We start from the raw sequence: 5,605 nt of genomic DNA, 5'->3' as shown, positions 1-5,605 counted from the left end.
AAGTCCGGCGGTGTCCTACTCTCCCACAAGGTCCCCCTTGCAGTACCATCGGCGCAGAGAGTCTTAGCTTCCGGGTTCGGAATGTGACCGGGCGTTTCCCTCTCGCTATGGCCGCCGAAACATTAGAGACGTGTGTCTCGAAGGTTTCAAGCATTCATTGCTGAATGTCTTGGTTCTCCGACCGTACGTCGGGAACCACATAGTGGACGCAAGCATTTCATGTCCCCACATGCCAGCCTTACAACATGCATGTGAGTGGTGATTATCAAGTTATCGGCTTATTAGTACAGGTCAGCTCCACGAGTCTTTAGTCCTCGCTTCCACATCCTGCCTATCAACCCAGTAGTCTAGCTGGGAGCCTCTCACCCCGAAGGGTATGGAAATCTCATCTCAAGGCCGGCTTCCCGCTTAGATGCTTTCAGCGGTTATCCATCCCGAACGTAGCTAATCAGCGGTGCTCCTGGCGGAACAACTGACACACCAGAGGTTCGTCCAACCCGGTCCTCTCGTACTAGGGTCAGATCCTTTCAAATTTCCTACGCGCGCAGCGGATAGGGACCGAACTGTCTCACGACGTTCTAAACCCAGCTCGCGTACCGCTTTAATGGGCGAACAGCCCAACCCTTGGGACCTACTCCAGCCCCAGGATGCGACGAGCCGACATCGAGGTGCCAAACCATGCCGTCGATATGGACTCTTGGGCAAGATCAGCCTGTTATCCCCGAGGTACCTTTTATCCGTTGAGCGACAGCGCTTCCACAAGCCACTGCCGGATCACTAGTCCCGACTTTCGTCCCTGCTCGACTTGTCAGTCTCACAGTCAAGCTCCCTTGTGCACTTACACTCGCCATCTGATTGCCAACCAGATTGAGGGAACCTTTGGGCGCCTCCGTTACTTTTTAGGAGGCAACCGCCCCAGTTAAACTACCCACCAGGCACTGTCCCTGAACCCGATTAGGGTCCGAAGTTAGATATCCAGAGTGACCAGAGTGGTATTTCAACAATGACTCCACCCGAACTAGCGTCCGAGCTTCACCGTCTCCCACCTATCCTACACAAGCCACACCGAACACCAATACCAAGCTGTAGTAAAGGTCACGGGGTCTTTCCGTCCTGCTGCGCGTAACGAGCATCTTTACTCGTAGTGCAATTTCGCCGAGTTCGCGGTTGAGACAGCTGGGAAGTCGTTACGCCATTCGTGCAGGTCGGAACTTACCCGACAAGGAATTTCGCTACCTTAGGATGGTTATAGTTACCACCGCCGTTTACTGGGGCTTAAATTCTCAGCTTCGCCTTGCGGCTAACCGTTCCTCTTAACCTTCCAGCACCGGGCAGGCGTCAGTCCGTATACATCGTCTTGCGACTTGGCACGGACCTGTGTTTTTAGTAAACAGTCGCTTCCCACTGGTCTCTGCGGCCTTCAAACGCTCCCGGAGCAAGTCCGTTCACGCCTCAGGCCCCCCTTCTCCCGAAGTTACGGGGGCATTTTGCCGAGTTCCTTAACCACGATTCTCTCGATCTCCTTGGTATTCTCTACCTGACCACCTGAGTCGGTTTGGGGTACGGGTGGCTAAAACCTCGCGTCGATGCTTTTCTTGGCAGCATAGGATCACTGATTTCGTCCGTGAGGACTACCCATCGAGTCTCAGCCGTATATGAGAGACGGATTTGCCTATCTCTCGGCCTACATTCTTAGACCGGGACAACCATCGCCCGGCTCAGCTACCTTCCTGCGTCACACCTGTTAATACGCTAACCGCACCAGAACGGGGTCGAGCGTTAGACCGGTCCCCTCACCTCTCGAAAGAGGATCAGTGGTCCGGGTTAGGACTCTTAGCACTACTGGATTAGCTTGGGCGGTTTTTCGCCAGTACGGGAATATCAACCCGTTGTCCATCGACTACGCCTGTCGGCCTCGCCTTAGGTCCCGACTTACCCAGGGCGGATTAGCCTGGCCCTGGAACCCTTGGTCTTTCGGAGGACGGGTTTCTCACCCGTCTTTCGCTACTCATGCCTGCATTCTCACTCGTGTGGCGTCCACGGCTGGTTTCCACCGCCGCTTCACTCGCCACACGACGCTCTCCTACCCATCCACACGGCTGGACCACGAAGGCCTGCCACTAATATGAATGCCACAACTTCGGTGGCGTGCTTGAGCCCCGTTACATTGTCGGCGCGGAATCACTTGACCAGTGAGCTATTACGCACTCTTTCAAGGGTGGCTGCTTCTAAGCCAACCTCCTGGTTGTCTGTGCAACTCCACATCCTTTCCCACTTAGCACGCGCTTTGGGACCTTAGTTGGTGGTCTGGGTTGTTTCCCTCTCGACGATGAAGCTTATCCCCCACCGTCTCACTGCTGCGCTCTCACTTACCGGCATTCGGAGTTTGGCTAACGTCAGTAGCCTTTTGGGGCCCATCGGCTATCCAGTAGCTCTACCTCCGGCAAGAAACACGCAACGCTGCACCTAAATGCATTTCGGAGAGAACCAGCTATCACGAAGTTTGATTGGCCTTTCACCCCTATCCACAGCTCATCCCCTCCATTTTCAACTGAAGTGGGTTCGGTCCTCCACGACGTCTTACCGTCGCTTCAACCTGGCCATGGATAGATCACTTCGCTTCGGGTCTAGAACATGCGACTCACTCGCCCTATTAAGACTCGCTTTCGCTACGGATTCCCCTCACGGGTTAACCTCGCCACATATCACTAACTCGCAGGCTCATTCTTCAAAAGGCACGCTGTCACACCAACACGGGTGCTCCAACGGTTTGTAAGCAAACGGTTTCAGGTACTATTTCACTCCCCTCCCGGGGTACTTTTCACCTTTCCCTCACGGTACTTGTCCGCTATCGGTCATCTGGGAGTATTTAGGCTTATCAGGTGGTCCTGACAGATTCACACGGGATTTCTCGGGCCCCGTGCTACTTGGGATACTCTTCGCGCCATTGCAACATTTCGGCTACGGGGTTGGCACCCTCTATGACTGGCCTTTCAAAACCATTCGCCTATATTGCGTTGTAACGCTCGCAGTACGGCAGTAACTGCTGAAAAGTCCCACAACCCCGACCATGCAACGCCTGCCGGCTATCACACATGACCGGTTTAGCCTCTTCCGGGTTCGCTCGCCACTACTAACGGAATCACTGTTGTTTTCTCTTCCTGTGGGTACTGAGATGTTTCACTTCCCCACGTTCCCTCTACCCGCCCTATATATTCAGGCGGGAGTCACCAGGTCACCACGAAGGGCCTGGCGGGGTTTCCCCATTCGGAAATCCTCGGATCAAAGCTCTATTATCAGCTCCCCGAGGCTTATCGCAGATTTATACGTCCTTCTTCGGCTCCAGATGCCAAGGCATCCACCGTTTGCTCTTAGAAACTTGAAATCACATGAGTTATTGAATCGCTTAGACAACACCCGAAGGTGTCATCGAAATTGACCAATGATCTACAGAACCCCGAAGGGTTCTTGTCGATCTTTGTGATCCAGGACATACGTCCTGAATCTAAGATGCTCGCGTCCACTGTGTAGTTCTCAAAGTACGGGCGGTACCCCTCCGCGCAACCTCAATATAAAGGAAACAACGAAAGGGTCCAGAGGTTCAGTCCACAACACCCGAAAGCATTGCGTTCCGGTCCCTCAGGACCCAACAGCGTGCATGTCGCCGGCACTCACCAGCCCCGACCGTTCCAAACCCTCCACACGTGAAGGACCGTACTAGATCGGAGAAAGCTTCTCCGACAACCAATGTCAATGTTCCACCCATGAGCTCCAGGCAAGAACGTTCGTCTTGCTCTGGCTCTGTCACTCCGAAGAGTGCAGTGCTCCTTAGAAAGGAGGTGATCCAGCCGCACCTTCCGGTACGGCTACCTTGTTACGACTTAGTCCTAATCACCGATCCCACCTTAGACAGCTCCCTCCCAAAAAGGGTTAGGCCACTGGCGTTGGGTGTTACCGACTTTCATGACTTGACGGGCGGTGTGTACAAGGCCCGGGAACGTATTCACCGTGGCGTTGCTGATCCACGATTACTAGCGACTCCGACTTCATGAGGTCGAGTTGCAGACCTCAATCCGAACTGAGACCGGCTTTTTGGGATTCGCTCCACCTTACGGTATTGCAGCCCTTTGTACCGGCCATTGTAGCATGCGTGAAGCCCAAGACATAAGGGGCATGATGATTTGACGTCATCCCCACCTTCCTCCGAGTTGACCCCGGCAGTCTCCTATGAGTTCCCACCATGACGTGCTGGCAACATAGAACGAGGGTTGCGCTCGTTGCGGGACTTAACCCAACATCTCACGACACGAGCTGACGACAACCATGCACCACCTGTTTACGAGTGTCCAAAGAGTTGACCATTTCTGGCCCGTTCTCGTATATGTCAAGCCTTGGTAAGGTTCTTCGCGTTGCATCGAATTAATCCGCATGCTCCGCCGCTTGTGCGGGCCCCCGTCAATTCCTTTGAGTTTTAGCCTTGCGGCCGTACTCCCCAGGCGGGGAACTTAATGCGTTAGCTGCGACACGGAGACCGTGGAATGGTCCCCACATCTAGTTCCCAACGTTTACGGCGTGGACTACCAGGGTATCTAATCCTGTTCGCTCCCCACGCTTTCGCTCCTCAGCGTCAGTTACGGCCCAGAGATCTGCCTTCGCCATCGGTGTTCCTCCTGATATCTGCGCATTCCACCGCTACACCAGGAATTCCAATCTCCCCTACCGCACTCTAGTCTGCCCGTACCCACTGCAGGCTGGAGGTTGAGCCTCCAGTTTTCACAGCAGACGCGACAAACCGCCTACGAGCTCTTTACGCCCAATAATTCCGGACAACGCTTGCACCCTACGTATTACCGCGGCTGCTGGCACGTAGTTAGCCGGTGCTTTTTCTGCAGGTACCGTCAAGAGCAAGCTCCCTTCTTCCCTACTAAAAGAGGTTTACAACCCGAAGGCCGTCATCCCTCACGCGGCGTTGCTGCATCAGGCTTGCGCCCATTGTGCAATATTCCCCACTGCTGCCTCCCGTAGGAGTCTGGGCCGTGTCTCAGTCCCAGTGTGGCCGGTCACCCTCTCAGGCCGGCTACCCGTCGTCGCCTTGGTGAGCCATTACCTCACCAACAAGCTGATAGGCCGCGAGTCCATCCTTGACCAAAAAATCTTTCCACCCCCAGACGATGCCGTCGGAAGTCGTATCCGGTATTAGACGTCGTTTCCAACGCTTATCCCAGAGTCAAGGGCAGGTTACTCACGTGTTACTCACCCGTTCGCCACTGATCCCAAGAAGCAAGCTCCTTGTTCACCGTTCGACTTGCATGTGTTAAGCACGCCGCCAGCGTTCGTCCTGAGCCAGGATCAAACTCTCCGTAAATGATTACGCACCAAACACGACCCGGAATAGGGCACGCGAATGGCAAGTTTGAAACTGACAGAACAAATCATTACTGACTTGCTTTGTTGTTCTAAATGTTTTCCAAAGGAATCCCTTCTGACCGAAGCCAGACGGGGTTTTTGGCATTTGACATTGTGCACGCTGTTGAGTTCTCAAGGATCGGACGCACCAGCCACCAGCCTCACGACCAGCCCACTGGGCAACTTCACAACCCTACCA

The 5,605-nt window shown here is 54.3% G+C and carries 1 protein-coding gene and 3 rRNA genes; 1 reads left to right on the top strand and 3 read right to left on the bottom strand.

Annotated elements, in window-relative coordinates; genetic code table 11:
- Positions 1-2: 2 nt before the first annotated feature.
- From rrf to N1032_RS21910, 3 genes are all read right to left on the bottom strand, one after another.
- Positions 3-119 (bottom strand): 5S ribosomal RNA (gene rrf / locus N1032_RS21920).
- 142 nt (positions 120-261) lie between these two features.
- Positions 262-3,385 (bottom strand): 23S ribosomal RNA (locus N1032_RS21915).
- 447 nt (positions 3,386-3,832) lie between these two features.
- Positions 3,833-5,365 (bottom strand): 16S ribosomal RNA (locus N1032_RS21910).
- Together the 16S, 23S and 5S rRNA genes form the textbook arrangement of a ribosomal RNA operon.
- Positions 5,366-5,404: 39 nt before the next feature.
- On the opposite strand from N1032_RS21910, the gene N1032_RS21905 reads away from it, so the two are divergent.
- A partial coding sequence (locus N1032_RS21905) for a hypothetical protein (protein WP_259542308.1) occupies positions 5,405-5,605 on the top strand: 201 nt, incomplete at its 3' end.

Origin of the sequence: Herbiconiux daphne (genome assembly GCF_024979295.1) — a bacterium.
In the GTDB taxonomy this organism is placed as follows: domain Bacteria; phylum Actinomycetota; class Actinomycetes; order Actinomycetales; family Microbacteriaceae; genus Herbiconiux; species Herbiconiux daphnes.
The sequence above is the reverse complement of the archived record's forward strand: the minus strand, read 5'-3'. Positions and strand labels throughout refer to the sequence as shown.